Genomic DNA, 18,260 nt, shown 5'->3' with positions numbered 1-18,260 from the left:
ATATGTTGTGTTCATATTTATATTATACTATGGTTTATTAGTTAATACAATTACTATTTTGTCCATCTTCAATTACTTGCATAAATTCGATGGACGCGTCTTATATCCCCATAGCTGAAACAAGGGGTTTTACGACGCATTGGATAAAAGCCGCAGGTTTTTCCCATGTTTTTTTAAACTTTCTAAACTATTTTTTAATTTTCACATGCTTTCTGTGCATACTCTGTCTGCACCAGATTTTCATACGCTGTACGATCCGTCAGCTCACCTGCATCTTCCAGGATATCCTGCAGAAGCTCAAAGCTGTCTTTTTCAAAAATAAGATTTTCTTTCCAGGTATCCTGGTCATAATAACGTTTTACAATGGCAGTAATGGTTTCAAGATCTGTTTCTTTGAACTGCGGTGCGATCACTTCTGCGATTTCCTCCGGCGTATGACTCTGCACATAGTCCATTCCCTTCTGAAGTGCATCGGTAAATTTCTGGATGATCTCAGGATTTTCTTTCATGTAGCTTGCTTTTGCACTGTAGGATGTATATGGTACATAGCCGGATGCCTCTCCGAGAGATGCAACTACATAGCCCGCTCCTTCTTTTTCCAGAATGGTCGCAGATGGTTCGAATTCTACTGTATATGCCGCGGAATCATCACTGGTAAAAGCTGCTGCTGTGGAACCGAAATCAACGCTCTGGTCGATGGTCAGATCCTTTTGCGGATCAATGCCGTTTTTCTTCAGTATATATTCAAATACCATTTCCGGCATTCCGCCCTTACGACCGCCAAGAACCTTCTCTCCTTTTAGATCCTCCCATTTGAAATCAGGCATCTCTTCTCTTGCCACTAGAAAATTCCCCGCACGCTGGGTTAACTGTGCAAAATTTACGACAGGATCCGTGGCGCCCTCCTGATAAGCATAAACAGATGCCTCTGCGCCCATAAATCCAATATCTGCCTCACCGGAAATCACAGCAGTCATCGTTTTATCTGCTCCGAATCCCGTCACCAGCGTCAGATCCAGACCTTTCTCCGCAAAATATCCCTCCTCAATCGCCACATACTGCGGTGCGTAAAAGATTGAATGTGCGACTTCATTCAATGTAACCTTTGTAAGCTTCTCTTCTGTGCTGTCTTTCTTCGCAGCAAATACTCCCATTGGCAGCGCCGTCACCGCCAGCACAACTGCTGCCGCCAGTGCAATCCATTTTTTATTTTTCATGCAGATACTCCTTTACAGACTTCTTCTGTTAGAGTATGCATAATTAATTAATTGGTGACCAGGGAAACATACAAAGTATCGTAAAACACAGTCTCCATGATTCCTTTTGTTAGGATATGCCCAAAAAACCAACTGCTGATCACGATCAACTTTCCCATCAGTTAAAAAATATGAATTTTATTTAACAACAATTCAATTGTGTTCAATTTCCAATCCTGCTATGATTTAATCACAAAAGCTTTTGAAATTTCAATCAGGAGAGAATTAGGATGAATATTGGAAATGTGATAAAAAAATATAGAAAAGAGTCTGGTTTCACCCAGGAGGAAATGGCAAACCGCTTAGGAGTAACTACTCCAGCGGTGAATAAATGGGAGAACGGAGTTTCCCATAGTTAAAGATACCACACCAAATATGATGAACCCACGCTTATACACTACCAGCTATAATAAACCGCAAGGACAGCAATTTGATGATACTGCTGTCCTTTCTTTTATAAAATTGCAGTACACATAAAAAAGCTGTAAAATGATAAATATATTTGTCCTTGTAACAATTCTCGGACATTTGCCTGTTATACTATCTGCAAAAAGCAAAGGAAGTGAGAATATGGAGCAGATTTTAATTGTCGAGGACGACAGTTTTTTGAATAAGATGTTAGACTATAACCTGACCGCAGACGGCTACGGCGTGACTTCTGCCCTAAATGCCAGAACCGCAGCCGAAGCCATCCGCCAGCGGGAATTTGATTTAGTGCTGCTGGACATCAACCTGCCGGACGGGAACGGTTTTGAACTGTGCAAGCTGATAAAGCCCCAGCACCCGGACACCATCGTAATATTCCTGACCGCCAACGATCAGGAGAGCGACCAGATACGGGGCTATGAGGTGGGCGCGGTGGACTACATCACAAAGCCCTTTGTGATCGGGGCCTTGCAGCGAAAAATCAAAGCCATGTTCGCCATGCTGGAACACCACAAACCGGCCAAGGACATTTACGACGACGGGCGGTTGTTTCTGGACTTCTCGGAGCAGACGGCTTCCTTAAACGGCAAGCCCCTGACTCTATCCCCGATGGAGTACAAAATGCTGAACCTGTTTCGTAAAAATCCCCGGCAAGTGCTGACCCGTGGGCAGCTTTTGGAAAAGCTGTGGGATATAGACGAGCGGTTTGTGGACGAACACACCCTGACAACCTCCATCAGCCGTATTCGCAGCAAGATTGAAGCCGACGGCGGCGCACCCTACATCAAGACCGTTTACGGCATGGGGTATCAATGGACGGGAGGCGAGGTAAAATGAAGTTTCAAAACCTCTCGGTAAAGCGGCTGTTTGGCCGGGTGGCAATGGAGCTTGTCCTCTCCATGTCCGGGATCACCATAGCCCTGTTTCTTGTGACAAAACAGATTGCGGTGCTGCTGACAGGCGGGACGCTGCTGCTGTGCGCCCTTGTGGGGATTTTTGTACTGACGCAGGCGTTTGGAAAGCGGCTGTCGCAGTTTACCGCTGACCTGTGCCAGACCTTAGACCACATGATCGCCGGGAATGAAGCGCCCCAGCGGCCAGAGGACAGCGAAACCCAGCTTGCCAGAATCGGACACCGGCTGGCAAGGCTTTACCAGATCATGCAGGAGAACCGCCGCCGGGTGGACGAGGAACGGCAGGAGTTACAGACCCTTGTATCGGATATTTCCCATCAGGTGAAAACGCCGGTAAGCAATCTGAAAATGGCGACGGACACCCTGCTGGAAAAGCCCATGACCGAGGCGGAGCGCACCGACTTTATCCGGGGAATCCGCAGCCAGACGGATAAGCTGGACTTTCTCTTTCAGGCCCTTGTGAAAACCTCACGGCTGGAAACGGGCGTGATCCAGTTGGATAAGAAACCGGGTCGCCTCTTTGATACCGTGGCGCAGGCCATGAGTGGGATTGTGTATGCAGCGGAGAAAAAGGAAATCGCTGTGTCCGTGGACTGCCCGGAGGATTTGACCGTTTTCCATGACAGCAAGTGGACATCCGAAGCCCTCTTTAACCTGCTGGACAATGCAGTGAAGTACACCCCGGCAGGCGGGAAAATCGCCGTGTCAGTGGTGCTGTGGGAAATGTATGTGGAGGTCAAAGTGACCGACACCGGCAAGGGCATTTCCGAAAGCAATCAGGCTGCCATCTTCCGGCGCTTCTATCGTGAGGAAGAAGTACACGAACAGCAGGGCGTGGGCATTGGCCTGTATCTGGCCCGCGAGATCGTAACGCGGCAAGGCGGCTATATCAAAGTGGTTTCGGAGCCGGGCAAGGGTTCAGAATTTTCCATTATGCTGCCGACAAAATAGAATGCGGCGGACGGTCATTCTCGGCTGCCCGCCGTAAGTCTTTTCGCAACAGTGTGCCGATAAAGCTGCCAGTGGCAGTTTTTCGGCGGAAATGTCCGAGCGTTGTAACATTTCACCCCCGATTTTCAATGAAATTTTTTGGCCGCTGTAACATTTCGCGGACATTTGGGTTTTACAATAGCCTTATCAACAGGCAGAAAGCCTTGAAAGGAGTTTTGAGTATGAGAATTTTACAGACTATCGACCTGAAAAAGTATTACGGTACAGAGCCGAATATCACCCGCGCCCTTGACGGCGTGAACTTCTCTGTAAATGACGGCGAATTTGTGGCCGTTGTGGGAACCTCCGGCAGCGGCAAGTCCACCCTGCTTCACATGATGGGCGGGCTGGACACCCCTACTTCCGGCAATGTGATTGTCCGGGACAAAGAACTGTCGAAAATGAACGACGAACAGCTTACCATCTTCCGCCGCCGCAACATCGGCTTTATCTTCCAGAACTATAACCTTGTTCCTATCCTGAATGTGTATGAGAACATCGTCCTGCCGGTGGAACTGGACGGGGACACGGTGGATCAGAAGTTTTTGGATGAAATCGTTCACCTGCTGGGGCTGGAAGATAAACTGAAAAACATGCCGAACAATCTTTCCGGCGGACAGCAGCAGCGTGTGGCTATCGCCCGCGCCTTGATTACCAAACCGGCTATTGTGCTGGCCGACGAGCCGACCGGCAACCTTGACAGCAAGACCAGCGCCGAGGTGCTGGGGCTTATCAAGCGCACCAGTGCAGAGTTCCGGCAAACTGTTGTGATGATTACCCACAACAACGACATTGCCCGCCTTGCAGATCGGATTGTCCGCATTGAGGACGGCAAGATTGTGGAGTAAGGAGGTGGCAGGCTATGACATGGCCTTTTGAGAATGATACCAGCGCCATTACAAAGAAGCTGGCAAAGAAAAGTTTGCAAAGCGAGAAGCGCCGGAATCTGATGGTGGTGATTGCCGTTGCACTGGCGGCGTTTCTAATCTGCTTTACGGGAATTGTGTCTACTTCCCTGACACAAATGCAACGCAATCAGGTTGTCGATACTTATGAGGCGGTCTGGCTGGGCGTGGAGGAAAACGACATTGAAACCCTGAAAGGACTGCCGGAGTTTGAGCGCGTAGGCGGCTACTATATGCTGGGTGAGGAACTTTCGGAACAGGGCTATCATGCGTCTTATGTGTATTGCGACGCGCAAATGATGGAGATTACCAAGGCGCAGATGGAGTTGTTAGAGGGGAGGGTTCCTGAAAAAGCAAATGAAGTTGTCGTAAGCGAATACTTTCTTTCCACCTATGGAAACAATGCCAAAATTGGGGACACTGTGACCTTAGATACAGAGAGTTTTCATGGTGATTATGTCGTTACCGGCATTATGGACAGCGTAAATGAAAAAGAAGCGAATACCTGCGCTATCATTCTTTCCAACGCTGCCCTGACAGAATGGAAAGGGTTTGACCCGACTGGCTATCGCGCCTATGTCCATTTCAAAAACAGCGACCAGTTGGGCGAAGAACTGATGACCTCTTATTGCAGGGAGATTACGGAGGAATATCAGCTTCCTATGCCCAAAATGAACAGCAAGTATTTTGCCTATGCTTCTAAATCCTTTGATTTTGCACTGATGGCAGGTGTGATTGCCCTTGTTCTGATTGGCGGCTATATTGTGATCCAGAGTATCTTCCGTATCTCCATCAATGACAAAATCCAAAGCTACGGGCAGCTTCGGACGATTGGTGCGACACCAAAGCAAATCAAGCGGATTGTAAAGAACGAGGGACGCAAACTCGGCAGTATCGGGATTCTGATTGGCACAGTGCTGGGCGTATGCGGCGGTTCCCTCCTGTTTTCCAAGGGTTTTAACGCTGTTTCCTATGTGGCAACGGTTATTTTAACGCTTATAAGCAGTTGGATCATGGTATCTGTTTCCATCCGTAAGCCGGTGAAAATTGCGGCAGGGATTTCCCCCATTGAAGCCGTCCGTTTTACCCCGACGCAAAAGGACATCCGCAGCCGGAAAAAGAATATCAAGCTCAATCCTGTTTCAATGGGAATTGCAAATTTTAGGCGTGACCGAAAAAAGACCGTTGCTATTGTAGCCTCATTGAGTTTGGGCGGAATTATCCTGCTTGTGGTATCCTCCATTGTTTTGCTGCGCTCACCAGAGGCGCTTGCAAGACAGTTTTTCCCAGACGGCGACTATAAAATTTATTTGGATTCTGAAATGACAGAAGAAAAGGTTATGGCAGCGGGAAATCCATTGAATGAGGAATTAAAGCAGGAAATCTTATCTATTGATGGCGTTACAGATATAATTCCAAGCAGGCAATCTCTCCATGCAACTTATAAAACAGAGATTCATCAAGCTGGTGGTATGTGCGATATGCTGACCGACCAGAATTATGCGGCAGTTGAAGCGGCTCTGACAGAGGGAACCATGCCAACAGATTCCCGTAGTATTGTAATTGACTATAATGTGCTAAAGCAGAATGAGGATATGGGTGTTGGTTCAACGGTTGAGATTTCTTTGGGGGAAGAACAGCCATCCATTTCTGTTACCATATCGGGGTTATACGCTCCTGCAAAGGTATATTCAGGACATGGCAGGATGCACTTAGATGGGGCAACTCTTTTTGCACCAGAAGCATTGTTCCACGAACTGCACCCGGAAATCACCTCTTTTGACTATTCATGGAGCATTGTGAATGACCCGAAAAAAACGGAGAGCGTAAAAGCAGAACTAACAAATATTGTAGCCAACCATAGTAACCTTGCTTTAGACGAAATCAATACTGTGATTGAATATGAAGAAATGACAAATTCTTTTGCGTTTGGCAGTATGGAGATACTTTCATGGTTGGTATTTCTCTTTGGCGTTATCAACCTTATCAATACGACACTCTCTAACCAGATAGCCCGAAAGCAGGAAAACAGTATTCTGCGTTCTATCGGCCTAACACAAAAACAGCTATGTAAAATGAACATCTGTGAGGGGCTGTGCTATGCGCTCTTTGCAACATTGGCAACGCTGATCGTTGGGCTTCCGGCTTCCATCTTTGCTTGCAGAAAAATGAGTATAGGAGCTTTTGCCGGAAATGTAGTGCCTTACAAATTCCCGGTTTTGGAAATGGGACTGTTCATTCTGGTATTGTTCGGAATGGAACTGATCTTGTCTGTTTGGACAATCCGCAGACAGAAAAAACAATCCCTGATCGAACAAATGCGGGCGATGGAATAACCTTTTGAGATCGGCGGGGCGGCGTGTGCTGCCCCGCCTTTTTCGCCATTTCTCAAAGAAATTTTTGAAATGTCCGAGCTTTGTAACAATTCAGCCTGTTTTTCTGTCGAAATCAAAGGCACCTCGGACATTTATAGTTCTTCCAAAAGTTTGATGATAATATTACCATTCATGGAAGAAGCAATCTGTTATTGCAATAATGCGAAATTGACGATAGAAAGTTTTTCATATCTCGGTCAGCTCAACAATTACATTACTCTGCTGATACAGCCAGTCCGCAAATTCTTTCGGGCTGGCCATTCCTGTTTTTACAGCTTTTTTTCTCTGTAAGGCTTCTTTCTTAAAGTCAGCAAAGGCAGCCTGTATTTTTTCCAGACGGTCAGCCGGAAAGCCTGCGGTATTTTTTACCCGGTTTATTTTGTTGCGCCAGTTCTGGCATTCATTTTTATAAAGCAGGTCATAGTTATTTTCTCTTGCCCTCTCGTCAAATTCCCGCTTGTTTTGAAGCGCCTGTGCTTTTCGGCATTTGTCACTGCACAGCTCATATCGCTGGCTCTTTGCCAGAAAATATTTCCCGCAGACCTTGCACTGCCGGAAACAAAGCCCCCAGTCATTCAGCCTGTTCAGATAATAGGTAATCAACGGGTAGAGGGACGCATAGGCAGACACACATTCTTCTGTGCGCCGGTTGTCCGGGAACCAGAGGTCAAGCCGGGTATCTTCTGACGGTGCGCCTTTGAAATAAAGGCTGCCAGCTTGAAAATGTTTCGGTTTTCCTGTCTCCCTGTCAAAGCTCATGGTTTCGTTTTGGAATACCCCGGTCAGTCTGCTCATTTTATCCATGAAGCGGTCACAGGCAGCGTTACGGTCACGGGGTTCTCTGGCAAGCAGATAGCTGTTCCAGATACGGAACGCCACATACATTTTCAGAGGGTCATTGCTAAGATATTTTCCCCAGAGAAATTCGCTTGCCGTCTGCTCCAGCTCCGGCTGTTTCCATCGGTTGGAGCGGAGGGCTTGCCGCAGCGGAGAAAGCCCGTATAAGTTCCAATCTCTGTCCGTGTCACGCTCAAAGTTTATCAAAAAAGTCCCCAGCGGGCGTTTCATATCACAAAGCACCTCTGCGTTTTGGCTCCCGTTCAGCTGGAAGCGGATCTGCTGTTCTTCCCCAATCAAAATCCGCTCTTTCATTTTCTTCCTGTCCAGCGTCAGGACAAACAAAATCCTCTCAAAACATGGCTCATGCCGTATAAACTGATTCTCCATCCCTATCCCCTGCCTTTGTCTATGGTAATTATATAATTTAGTTATATCCGTTACACTCATGGTAACGCAGAAGCATTGTTTTGTCAATGATGGTCCGCTATGATGATTGTAGTTGGTAATTTCGTACCACACAGTACCTTGACAAGTGAATGACCGTCCAAAAGGGATATGACCGGCAGGAGAAGTGACGCATCCGGCGCACCAATGCAGGGAAACACCGCAGGAATGGGGCAGGAAAACGGCTTTGGGGGAGAACGGCAACAGGAAGCATTTTAACCTATTTGATTTATGGGAGGAACAGAATGAACGATAAAAAGAGATTGAACAGCTACGAGGATTTACCTCTGGTTCTGGATGTGGCGGACATCCAGCGGATTATGGGAATTTCAAGAGCGAGCGCCTATGAGCTGGTACACACCCCCAGCTTTCCGGCGTTCCGCAGGGGCAGGCTTATCAAGGTCAGCAAAATTGCTTTCTTTGAATGGATGGCAAAAGGCTCTGAAACCGTACCGGGAAGCGACAAATAAGCGTGAGGTATTATCCCCTGACTGCAATACCGCCGCACTTTCCAAAGGGGCATACAGAGGGAAAAACCTTAAAAATGATACCGAAACGCTACGCCAAAACAGCCTATCTGCGTACATCAGATAGAAACGGAGGAAGGAGCCGGTTATGGCAAGAATGAGCAACAAGCGGCGGCTGGAATGGTCTTTCTTCTTAAATGACCGCAGCCGTATCACTTACAACGAACTGTGCCGGAAATGCCAGCACGAATGTAAACAGAGCTTCCGGGCGGTTGTGGTTGACTGCCCGAAGTATCTTTCCAAGCGTTCCAAGAAAAAGGACAAGACTGCCGGAAACGGCAAAATCCCTTAGGAACTAAGGGCGCACTTCTATACATAGTCTAAAGACCATGTATCGTGCGTCCTGCGGAGCTTACCTCTGCCGCTGATAAAATCAGCAATCCGAGGTCTGCGTTCGCTTCGCTCCGACAAGGTGGCTACACCCCCTTGCGCCGCTAAAGCGGCTATCCCCTGTGTACCCGCCGCAAAGAGAAATCCGCTCTGCGGTTTTCCCTTTTCATCGGGTTTTATAGAAGCACTGACACACGGACTGTCTGCGGATGGTCTTTCTTTATCTTATCAGCAAAGGATGTGAGAACATGGAAAAATCTTTGGAACAGTTGAAGCAGGAATATGAAAAAACCACTGTCCTGCTGGAACAGGAAAAACGGAAAATGCAGCGTTTGAAAAACCGGCAGGCGTATCTGGAAAGCGGTTCCCGGAAACAGAGGACGCACCGGCTGATTACCCGTGGGGCAGCTATTGAGAGCATTGCACCACAGACAAAGGAGCTATCCGAAGCGGAATTTTATTCCCTCATGGAAAGCATTTTGAATCTGCCGCAGGCGGAGCATTTCATCCGGTCTGCCACAGAGAACCACGCCCGTATTTCCGGGCAGGAGAAAGGCGGTGACTAAGGATAGCACTTTATCATTTTTCAATCGCACAGATCAAGCGCAGCGCCGGTCAGAGCGCCATTGCCAGCGCAGCCTATCGAGCCGGGGAGCGTCTTTACAGCAGCTACTATGGAGAAGTCAGCGACTACACCAAAAAGGGCGGCGTGATCGCTTCGGAAATCATGCTGCCGCCCCATGCGCCGGAAATATATCTTGACCGGGCGACCCTCTGGAATGCTGTGGAGAACTGCGAGAAACATCCAAAAGCACAGCTTGCCTATTCCTTTGATATTGCCATGCAGAATGAATTGACGCTGGAAGAAAACATGGAGCTGGCGAGGAAGTTCGTACAGGAGCAGTTTGTGACAAAAGGCATGATTGCCGACCTTGCTTTTCACAGCCCGGAGAAAGAGGACGGCGGCATCCCTAACCCGCATTTTCATGTGATGACAACCATGCGCCCTTTGAACCCGGATGGCACATGGGGACAAAAACAGCGTCGGGAATATCTTCTTGATGAAGATGGAAACCGAATCCGGGATAAAAACGGCGATTATATGTTTAACGCTGTCCATACAACAGACTGGCATGAGCCGGAAACGCTGGAACACTGGCGGGAGCAGTGGGCGGCTGCCGTTAATACAAAATTTGAGGAAAAAGGGCTGGATGTGCGTATCGACCACCGTTCCTATGTGCGGCAGGGGCTTGACCTGATACCTACTGTCCACGAGGGAGCTAATGTCCGGCAGATGGAAGCAAAGGGCATCCGCACCGAGAAAGGGGAACTGAACCGCTGGATTAAAGCCACCAACCGGCTCATGCAGGATGTGAGGAAGAAGATCAAAGCCCTGTTTGTCTGGATGGCAGAGGTAAAAGAAGAACTTTCCAAACCGCAGACACCGAGCCTTGCCGACCTGTTGATCGCTTATTACAACCAGCGCAACGCAGGGGCATGGAGCAATAAAGCCAGAACCGGAAACTTAAAGCAGTTTGCCGAAGCCGTCAATTATCTGACGGAAAACAAGCTGCTCACATTAGAGGATTTGCAGGAGCGTCTTTCCTCTGTCAACGAAGAATTTGAAGCGTTAAGCGACTCCATGAAAAAGAAATCTGCCCGGATAAAGGAATTGCAGGAATTGATACGGGAGGGCGAGAATTACCAGCGGCTAAAACCTGTTCATACGGAATTGAACAATATCAAGTTTAAGAAACAGAGGGAGAAATTTGAAACATCCCACGATGCGGAGTTACGGCTGTTTTATGCCGCCCGCCGTATTTTGAAAGAAAAACTGGACGGAAAACCCATTGCCCTGAAAGCATGGAAACAGGAATACGCACAGTTAAAAACAGAGTATGCCGAACTGTCTCCGCAGCACAAGCCACTCCGGGAGGAAGTCATACGGCTACGGCAGGTGCAGAACGCCGTAGATACCGCACTGCGCCGGAGGGAGCAGCCACAGGCAGTACAGAGAAAGAAACATGAGATGGAGCTATGATATAACCGGCAGCTTTACCGCTACCAGTATTTTTATGGAGGGAGCATTTGAATGTATTTGAAGCGGTGAAACAGTCTGTTACCACCCGGCAGGCTGCTTCATTCTATGGAATCCGGGTGGGGAGAAACGGCATGGTCTGCTGTCCATTCCACAATGACCGCACGCCCAGCATGAAAGTGGACAGCCGCTTTTACTGCTTCGGCTGCGGGGCTTCCGGGGATGTGATCGACTTTGCCGCTTTGCTGCATGGATTGGGGAAACGGGAAGCTGCGGTCAGGCTTGCGGAGGACTTCGGCGTTTCCTATGAGAAATCCGGCAATGCGCCGCCAGATAGGAAGCGTCACAACAGGTCACAGCCCCGACAAAAATCAGCGGAGCAGAGATTTCAGGAAACGGAACGGTATTGTTTCCGGGTGCTATGCGATTATCTGCGCCTGCTGGAGCATTGGAAAACAGCACACGCCCCACAGCCGCAGGATGCCATCTGGCATCCTCTTTTTGTGGAAGCGTTGCAGAGGATAAGCTACACAGAATACCTTTTGGATATTTTGTTATACGGAGAAATAGAAGAAAAAGCGGCATTGATCGCCGCACAGGGAAAGGAGGTGTTGCGGCTTGAACAGCGAATTTCAGAGCTTGCCGCCGGAAACGCAGGAAGCGGTCAAAAGGACGATGGACACAATGGAACCGGCGCAGACACCGGCAGAAATCCGGGAAACATTAGAGGGGACGCAGAAAGGCGGCGTGAAGAACAGCATCCGAAACTGCCTGACGGTGTTCCAGCGTGACCCTCTGTTTCGCGGGGCGCTGCGCCTGAACCTTTTGACGGAGCAGATTGACATTGTGAAGCCGCTGGGCTGGGAGCGCACCAGTACCACGCTGACCGACATGGACATGAACTACCTGCTTTTGTATCTGGAAGAAAATTACGGGCTTACCAGCGAGAAAAAGGTGCAGAGCGCCATCAAGATTGTTGCCAATGAAAACCGCTACCATCCAGTCAGGGATTACCTGAACAGCCTGCAATGGGACGGCACAGAGCGCATCCGTTACGCCCTGCATCACTTTCTGGGAGCCGATACGGACGAATACACCTATGAAGCCTTGAAACTGTTCCTGATGGGAGCCATCCGGCGGGTATTCAGACCGGGGAGCAAGTTTGAGGTCATGCTCTGTCTGGTTGGTGGTCAGGGAGCCGGGAAATCTACCTTTTTCCGGCTGCTGGCAGGCAGGGACGAATGGTTTTCAGACGATTTGAAAAAGCTGGACGATGAAAATGTGTACCGCAAGCTGCAAGGGCATTGGATTATCGAGATGTCGGAGATGATTGCCACAGCCAACGCCAAGAGTATTGAGGAAATCAAGTCATTCTTAAGCCGCCAGAAAGAAACCTACAAAGTGCCGTATGAGACACATCCGGCAGACCGGCTGCGGCAATGTGTATTTGGAGGGACGACCAACCGGCAGGACTTTTTGCCCCGTGACCGCACCGGCAACCGGCGCTTTCTCCCCGTGACGGTGTACCCGGAACGGGCGGAGGTTCACATACTGGACGATGAAGCGGCGGCGAGGGCGTATATCGAACAGATGTGGGCGGAAGCCATGACGGTTTATCGCAGTGGGAAGTATAAGCTGTCATTCAGCATGGAAATGAACCGATACCTGAACGCCCACCAGCAGGACTTTATGCAGGAAGACACACAGGCCGGCATGATCTACGCCTATTTGGAGGACTACACCGGCGACAGGGTATGTTCCAAGCAGCTTTATGAGGAAGCGCTGGGGAACTTAAATTCCCCGGCAGACTGGGAGACACGGGCAATCTGCGAGATTATGAATACCGGCATTGCGGGCGGCATCATACAGGGCTGGGTAGCCTACAAAAGCCCGAAGCGGTATAAGAAATACGGTTCTCAAAAAGGCTGGGAGCGTGTCAACCAAGCTCCGCCGGAGGGGGACGGTTTTCAGGAAATCACGGAAGAAGAAGCCCGGCAAATGGAACTTCCATTCTGAAAAGCCACCGGTTGACAGTTTGGTTGACGCTTTGGTTGACAGCCGGTTGACGGGGAAAAGCCTGATATTTGGGGCATTTCTCTCCTTTGTCAACCATGTCAACCAAGAAATCAAAGAAAAAGTAAAAAGTAATAATAGAGCGCCTATGGATTGTTTTCAAAGTCTTTTCTGCCGGTTGACACGGTTTGGTTGACACGGAGACAGTCTGCGGCTGTACACCTGTCTGACATTCCCTTGTCGGGCATATTTCATTTATGGAGGTAACTGCCTATGGCAAAAAGCAAAAACGAGAGCAATAACAAAAACAGCGGCACCCTGCTTACCGAAAAAGACGGCACCCAGTATTTTGTCATGGGGAAAGTCCGTATCAAGGTATCGGAGCATTTCGCACAGGATGGGAAGCCGCTTGACAGCCTGCTGGAAGATGTGATCCAGCACGCTGCCGCCGCTTCCTGAAAAAATACGGAATAACGACTGTCAATCAGCCCACGCTTATGATATACTTGTACCAGCGAGTATTGTATAAGCGTGGGTTGTTTCTTTTAGAAGGAGGATTTTTAACCGTGAAACAACCATACAATACAACGATTTATAACACTGCACTATATTTGAGATTGAGCCGTGACGATGAATTACAGGGGGAAAGCGGCAGTATCCAGACCCAGCGCATGATGCTTAGACAGTATGCCGCAGAGCATGGGCTGACCGTTGTAGACGAGTACATTGACGACGGATGGAGTGGGACAAATTTCGAGCGTCCAAGTTTCCAAAGGATGATTGATGACATCGAAGACGGGAAAATCAACTGCGTTGTCACAAAGGACTTATCCCGTCTGGGAAGAAACTATATCCTGACCGGTCAGTACACGGAAATCTATTTCCCCAGCAAGGGAGTACGCTACATTGCCATCAATGACAATGTGGACACCATCAACGGAGAAAGCGAGCTTGCACCGTTCTTAAACATCCTGAATGAAATGCACGCCCGACAGACCAGCAAAAAGGTCAAGGCTGCCATGCACACAAGATTTGCCAATGGCGCACACTATGGAGCCTATGCACCGCTGGGCTATGTAAAAGACCCGGACAAAAAAGGTCATCTTCTGATCGACCCGGAAACACGCTGGATTGTAGAGAAGATTTTTGACCTTGCTGTACACGGGCGTGGAGCCGCCAGCATTACACGGATTCTGGTGGAGGAAAAAGTACCTACCCCCGGCTGGCTGAACTATGAAAGATACGGGACTTTCGCCAATATCTACGCCGGTGCGCCCGCAGAAAAAGCCTATGCGTGGACGATAGCACAGGTCAAGAGCATTTTGAAAGAGGAAACCTACATCGGTCACAGCATTCACAACAAGCAGAGCAACATTTCATTCAAGAACAAGAAAAAGGTGCGGAAGCCGCAGGAAGAATGGTATCGTGTGGAAAATACCCACGAAGCCATCATTTCTGAAGAAGTGTTCCAAAAAGTTCAGGAGCTGATTGCAAGCAGACGCAGGAAACGCAGAAACGGTACGACACAGATTTTCGCAGGATTGATAAAATGTGCAGACTGCGGATGGTCTTTAGCCTATGGGGAAAACAAGCAGAATAAGAACCCATACGGGTACTACCATTGCAGCAAGAACGGGCAGGGATTACGCCAGTGTTCCATGCACTATATCCGCTATGATGTACTGTATGCCTATGTGCTTGCAAGACTGCAATACTGGTCTATGCTGGCACAGAAAGACGAGGACAAGCTGCTGAAACGCCTGCTCAATGCCAGCGACAGGGAAAGAAACTCTGCGAAGAAAAAGCAGGCTGCGGAGCTGAAAAAGGCAGAGAAGCGTAAAGCCGAGGTTGACGGGCTGTTTGCTAAAATGTATGAGGACTGGTCTGCCGGACGCATAACCGAGTATAACTTCAATATGCTGTCCGAGAAGTACCAGAACGAGCAAAAGGAGCTTGAAACAAAAATAAGACAGCTTCACGAAACGATGGAAGCCGCCGTACAGACCGCAGCGGATGCTGAAAAGTGGATTGCCCTGATGAAACAGTATGTCAACCCTGTGGAGCTGACCGCCGAACTTCTGAACACTCTAATTGAAAAAATAACCGTCCACGAAGCTGTCAAGGGCGAGGACGGAAGCCGTGAGCAGGAAGTAGAAATCTACTACCGCTTCATCGGCAAAATCGACTGACCTTTCTTTTTTACCCAACAATATCTTTAATTAAGGGAGACGGGGAACTCCAATCCAGATATTGAACTGTTAGCACCAATTGCAAGACTGCTACATATTTCCCTTGATACCCTGTTGTCTTTTCATGAAAATCTGACAGACGTTGAAATTACAGAACTTATTCAGGAAATGGACAAAATGTTTTCAGCAGAAGGTTACGAAAAGACCTATCAATGGGCAGTAAATATCATAAAAGATTACCCTAACTGCAACATGCTTATCTGGCAGGTGGCGGTGATGCTTGACTCGCGAAGAATCATAGGTCAGTGTGAGCATCCCGATAAGTACGACGAACAGATTAATTCCTGGTACGAAATGGCACTAAATGACAAGGACGAAAAAATCCAGCACCATGCGGCAGATTCTCTGTTCGGATTCTACTTGCGAAAAGGGAATTATGAAATGGCAGAAAAATATCTGAACTATTTTTCCGACTATGATCCCATGAAAAAACTAAGACTTGGGCAATTATACATGGAACAGGAAAAAACAGAAGAAGCATATGAAAAACTGGAAAATATAATTCTTTCAGAGTATACTACTTTGAATCTTGCCTTTGGCATGATGATCACAAAAGCTCTTGACAAGAAAGATCATAAATCCGCAAGGTTCCTGGCCGAGAAAATGTGTGCATTAGCAGGTGTTTTTGAGATGGGAAAATACAATGAATGTGCAACCATGTTTAATGTTGTGGTGGCAGAACAAAATGTAGAAGATACTTTTAAGGTAGTAAAACAACTGCTGGAGAATGTCGATACAATCTGTGATTTTCAGAAATCAAGATTATATAAACATATAAAATTCCAAGATGTAGAAAATCCATATGATGAAGAAATGAAAAAAGAACTGATTGCAGGCTTCCAAAATGAAGAAGACTTTGCTTATATGAAAGGCTATAAACCCTGGAAAAAATTATTAGCAAAGTATTGATTCTGCTTATGTTTATTGCAAAATAAAAACCCTATTCATTCGCAATAGAGCATTTATAGATAAAAGAGATTATTGGGCAGGCGTCGCGGCTCCTGCCTCTCTTTTAACCCATAGAGTGCGTGATTGCAACGAAATTTACCACCTCAATGGATGATAAATTGCAATATATTTCAAAAATAAAAGAAGAACGTAATAAGGCACAGGACGAACTTGCTGAACTAAGGAAAATTCTTGAATTGTCAGATGATATTTCTTTGACAGAACACATTACAAAGATAAAAATAAATATTGACAAGGAGTAATTGAACCAGTATTATATAAGTACAAAGAAGTCTTTTTCCGGAGTGAGAAAGATATTATTACTTATTCAAAGGAAAGGGGCTCTGGACGAGTTCCTTTTTACATTTCATAAAATTTGATTTTATAACATATACTATGATCACAAAGTAGCTCTGGATAGGATATTCGGAGTTGTAAAACGGCGGAAATATCATTGCTGGTATTTCCGCCACTTCTTTTATAGATTATTCGCACTATTCAACCCATCCACTCAATTACGCAAAATCAAATCGTCTCATAATTTACATTAATATATGTACGCCACCCCCAAAATATGATAAGGTGAAGCAAATAGAATTTTTCAGGAGGTTATTAACAGTTAAATATAAATTATAAATTTATAAAATCATATAAGTACATGTTGAGTTTTATAAGATATTAGAGCAGAATATTATTGAAAGGAGTTGATGCTTTGAGTAAATATTATTCTATACATGAATTTTCAAAAATTATAAGCGTATCCGCCCAGACATTACGAAATTGGGATGCCAATGGAAAACTTCATCCGCATCATACTACAGTAAGCGGCTATAGATATTATTCTGACGAGCAACTCAACCAGGTAATAAATGTAAAGCCTAAAACTCGCATTACAATTGGATATTGTCGCGTTTCCAGCCATAAACAGAAAGATGATCTGGAACGACAGATTGATAATGTTAAGACATATCTTCTGGCAAAAGGACAGCCATTTGAGATAATAAGTGATATCGGTTCCGGAATTAATTATAAGAAAAAAGAACTCCAGGAATTGATCAGGCGAATATCTCAAAATCAGGTTGAAAAGGTTGTTGTTTTATATAAAGATCGGCTATTGCGATTTGGTTTTGAATTGATAGAATATATCGCTTCGCTTTATAATTGTGAGATTGAGATTATTGATAATACTGAAAAATCCGAACAGCAGGAACTTGTTGAAGATCTGGTTCAGATGATCACAGTATTCAGTTGCAAATTACAAGGAAAACGAGCGAATAAAGCCAAGAAACTTATCCGGGAATTGATACAGGAGAAAGTAGATGGTAAAAGCCATAAAAGTAATGTTAATACCAAATAATATACAGAAAACTAAGATGTTTCAGTACGCAGGTGCTTCAAGATTTGCTTATAACTGGGCTTTGGCAAGGGAAATAGAAAACTATGAAAAAGGCGGAAAATTCATTTCAGATGCAGAACTCAGAAAAGAATTTACAAAGCTTAGACATTCTGATGAATACGCATGGTTATTGAGTATTTCAAATAATGTAACCAAACAGGCGATCAAAGATGCCTGCACCGCTTATAAGAACTTTTTCAAAGGTTTGCAGAAATTCCCAAGATTCAAGCCAAAAAAGAGATCAATACCGAAGTTCTATCAGGATAATATTAAGATACAATTCAGCAATACTCATGTTAAGTTTGAATGATTTTCTTCGAGCAGGAAAAGAAATAAACAAAAACTAAATTGGGTAAGACTTGCAGAGCATGGTCGTATTCCTACAGATGCTAAATACATGAATCCGAGAATATCTTTTGATGGGTTGAACTGGTGGATCAGCGTATGTGTGGAATTTCCTGATTGCATAGAAAAACTTAATGATGATGGGATTGGTATAGATCTAGGAATCAAAGATCTGGCTATTTGCTCTGATGGAGCTAAGTATAAGAACATCAATAAAAGTCAGAAAGTAAAGAAACTAGAAAAACAGAAACGCAGATTACAGCG

Annotated in this window: 18 protein-coding genes and 2 pseudogenes; 18 read left to right on the top strand and 2 right to left on the bottom strand. The window is 46.4% G+C overall.

Translation table 11 applies throughout. The annotated features are described in order from the left end of the window. Window positions 1-194: 194 nt before the first annotated feature. Window positions 195-1,217 carry an ABC transporter substrate-binding protein gene (locus tag DMI82_RS18890; protein WP_021652568.1) on the bottom strand — a complete coding sequence of 341 codons (1,023 nt, stop codon included), beginning with the start codon at window positions 1,215-1,217 and terminating at the stop codon, window positions 195-197. Between the two features lie 269 nt (window positions 1,218-1,486). On the opposite strand from DMI82_RS18890, the pseudogene DMI82_RS18885 reads away from it, so the two are divergent. The 5 genes and pseudogenes from DMI82_RS18885 to DMI82_RS18865 form a co-directional block, all read left to right on the top strand. Next, window positions 1,487-1,606: pseudogene (locus tag DMI82_RS18885) on the top strand (helix-turn-helix domain-containing protein); the annotation flags it as partial. Between the two features lie 220 nt (window positions 1,607-1,826). Then, entirely contained in the window at window positions 1,827-2,519 is a 693-nt protein-coding gene (locus tag DMI82_RS18880; protein WP_015533258.1) for a response regulator transcription factor, read from the top strand. After that, window positions 2,516-3,547: a sensor histidine kinase gene (locus DMI82_RS18875; RefSeq protein WP_005936000.1), complete on the top strand. Its 1,032-nt coding sequence runs from the start codon at window positions 2,516-2,518 to the stop codon at window positions 3,545-3,547. The genes DMI82_RS18880 and DMI82_RS18875 overlap by 4 nt, the downstream gene beginning before the upstream one ends. Window positions 3,548-3,768: 221 nt before the next feature. Continuing rightward, on the top strand, window positions 3,769-4,434 hold the full coding sequence (locus DMI82_RS18870; protein WP_005927557.1) for an ABC transporter ATP-binding protein: 666 nt from the start codon (window positions 3,769-3,771) through the stop codon (window positions 4,432-4,434). Window positions 4,435-4,448: 14 nt separating this feature from the next. After that, window positions 4,449-6,827 carry an ABC transporter permease gene (locus tag DMI82_RS18865; protein WP_110104247.1) on the top strand — a complete coding sequence of 793 codons (2,379 nt, stop codon included), beginning with the start codon at window positions 4,449-4,451 and terminating at the stop codon, window positions 6,825-6,827. A gap of 225 nt (window positions 6,828-7,052) precedes the next feature. Here DMI82_RS18865 and DMI82_RS18860 read toward each other — a convergent pair whose 3' ends face one another. Next, a complete protein-coding gene (locus tag DMI82_RS18860; RefSeq protein ID WP_110104246.1) occupies window positions 7,053-8,093 on the bottom strand; it encodes a DUF6076 domain-containing protein in 1,041 nt (346 codons plus the stop codon). Window positions 8,094-8,395: 302 nt separating this feature from the next. On the opposite strand from DMI82_RS18860, the gene DMI82_RS18855 reads away from it, so the two are divergent. The 13 genes and pseudogenes from DMI82_RS18855 to DMI82_RS20420 all read left to right on the top strand — a co-directional run. Beyond that, a complete protein-coding gene (locus tag DMI82_RS18855; RefSeq protein WP_110104245.1) occupies window positions 8,396-8,620 on the top strand; it encodes a helix-turn-helix domain-containing protein in 225 nt (74 codons plus the stop codon). 145 nt (window positions 8,621-8,765) lie between these two features. Beyond that, the gene (locus DMI82_RS18850) at window positions 8,766-8,969 is read left to right on the top strand and encodes a hypothetical protein (protein WP_004614949.1); all 204 of its coding nucleotides are present in this window, start codon (window positions 8,766-8,768) and stop codon (window positions 8,967-8,969) included. A gap of 286 nt (window positions 8,970-9,255) precedes the next feature. Continuing rightward, on the top strand, window positions 9,256-9,573 hold the full coding sequence (locus DMI82_RS18845; RefSeq protein ID WP_008816380.1) for a DUF3847 domain-containing protein: 318 nt from the start codon (window positions 9,256-9,258) through the stop codon (window positions 9,571-9,573). 2 nt (window positions 9,574-9,575) lie between these two features. After that, complete coding sequence (mobQ, locus tag DMI82_RS18840; RefSeq protein WP_074104019.1) at window positions 9,576-11,048, top strand: MobQ family relaxase; 1,473 nt, start codon at window positions 9,576-9,578, stop codon at window positions 11,046-11,048. A 47-nt stretch (window positions 11,049-11,095) separates the two neighbouring features. Beyond that, window positions 11,096-11,836 carry a CHC2 zinc finger domain-containing protein gene (locus DMI82_RS18835; protein WP_014079457.1) on the top strand — a complete coding sequence of 247 codons (741 nt, stop codon included), beginning with the start codon at window positions 11,096-11,098 and terminating at the stop codon, window positions 11,834-11,836. Then, on the top strand, window positions 11,721-13,061 hold the full coding sequence (locus DMI82_RS18830; RefSeq protein WP_009321442.1) for a virulence-associated E family protein: 1,341 nt from the start codon (window positions 11,721-11,723) through the stop codon (window positions 13,059-13,061). Before DMI82_RS18835 ends, DMI82_RS18830 begins: the two co-directional genes overlap by 116 nt. 270 nt (window positions 13,062-13,331) lie before the next feature. Then, on the top strand, window positions 13,332-13,517 hold the full coding sequence (locus DMI82_RS18825; RefSeq protein WP_004849804.1) for a hypothetical protein: 186 nt from the start codon (window positions 13,332-13,334) through the stop codon (window positions 13,515-13,517). Between the two features lie 107 nt (window positions 13,518-13,624). Next, window positions 13,625-15,247 (top strand): recombinase family protein, encoded by a 1,623-nt coding sequence (locus tag DMI82_RS18820; protein ID WP_008791695.1) that lies wholly within the window; start codon window positions 13,625-13,627, stop codon window positions 15,245-15,247. A gap of 177 nt (window positions 15,248-15,424) precedes the next feature. Further along, on the top strand, window positions 15,425-16,216 hold the full coding sequence (locus DMI82_RS18815; protein WP_242981884.1) for a transcriptional regulator: 792 nt from the start codon (window positions 15,425-15,427) through the stop codon (window positions 16,214-16,216). A 146-nt stretch (window positions 16,217-16,362) separates the two neighbouring features. After that, window positions 16,363-16,518 carry a hypothetical protein gene (locus tag DMI82_RS19975; protein ID WP_015527375.1) on the top strand — a complete coding sequence of 52 codons (156 nt, stop codon included), beginning with the start codon at window positions 16,363-16,365 and terminating at the stop codon, window positions 16,516-16,518. Window positions 16,519-16,967: 449 nt separating this feature from the next. Continuing rightward, window positions 16,968-17,612, top strand: coding sequence for an IS607 family transposase (locus DMI82_RS18810; RefSeq protein WP_110104244.1), 645 nt, complete (start codon window positions 16,968-16,970; stop codon window positions 17,610-17,612). Next, window positions 17,575-17,961, top strand: coding sequence for a helix-turn-helix domain-containing protein (locus DMI82_RS20425; protein ID WP_242981883.1), 387 nt, complete (start codon window positions 17,575-17,577; stop codon window positions 17,959-17,961). The genes DMI82_RS18810 and DMI82_RS20425 overlap by 38 nt, the downstream gene beginning before the upstream one ends. 87 nt (window positions 17,962-18,048) lie before the next feature. Beyond that, window positions 18,049-18,260, top strand: a pseudogene (locus DMI82_RS20420) (RNA-guided endonuclease InsQ/TnpB family protein); the annotation flags it as partial.

The organism is Blautia sp. BCRC 81119, assembly GCF_003184505.1.
In the GTDB taxonomy this organism is placed as follows: Bacteria; Bacillota; Clostridia; order Lachnospirales; family Lachnospiraceae; genus Blautia_A; species Blautia_A fusiformis.
The sequence above is the reverse complement of the archived record's forward strand: the minus strand, read 5'-3'. Positions and strand labels throughout refer to the sequence as shown.